General features: G+C 45.9%; 1 protein-coding gene. It reads right to left on the bottom strand.

All coding sequences use genetic code 11. The annotated features are described in order from the left end of the window. Positions 1 to 372: 372 nt before the first annotated feature. On the bottom strand, positions 373 to 628 hold a 256-nt coding region (locus GCN78_RS29850; protein WP_226939878.1), incomplete at its 5' end, for a hypothetical protein.

Here is a 628-nt window from a genome sequence, read left to right as displayed (position 1 = left end):
ATCCGAAGATCACTGCTGCACTTACATCAAATGCCCACACTTATCGACTGTTAATTGTTAAAGAACTGTATTCGGTTACTGCTTTCGCGCTATCGACAAAGCGTTGTGTTTGTCAGCTGCGAAGAAGAAAGAGTATGAAGCATTTCACTACATCCGTCAACCTTCTTTTTTACTGCCCTCACCGTTTCCGGTGATCCCGTTGTTTCGCAAACTGCAGCGTCTCATTGGGGAGGCGAACTATAGCAAAGCTATACGCGGGCAGCAAGGTTTATTCTAAGAAAGTGTGCAATTTAATGATGTGATGCTATATCACTATCAAATTGACCAGTTAATACCATTCGAAATGCCCTGGTACCCGTTGACGCTGACGTATTAACGGACTGATCCACATGCAGCTGCACCAGGCTGGCGCCTGGCCGGCAAGTTCAGGAGCATCGACAAGGAAGTGAATACTACTTGACGACTGAATTGCCAGCAATTTACCAGTAAGATCTGGAGAATAAACCAGCAGACGTAAAAAAACCCCAACCGGATCACCGGAAGGGGTTTTTTCGAATAACAAGCCTGACGATAACCTACTTTCACACTGGTTGCAGCACTATCATCGGCGCAAAGTTGTTTCACGGTC

The sequence above is a fragment of the Janthinobacterium rivuli genome (assembly GCF_009208735.1).
Taxonomy (GTDB): Bacteria; Pseudomonadota; Gammaproteobacteria; order Burkholderiales; family Burkholderiaceae_D; genus Janthinobacterium.
Note: the sequence above shows the minus strand (reverse complement) of the source record. Positions and strands in the feature narration are given on the sequence as shown.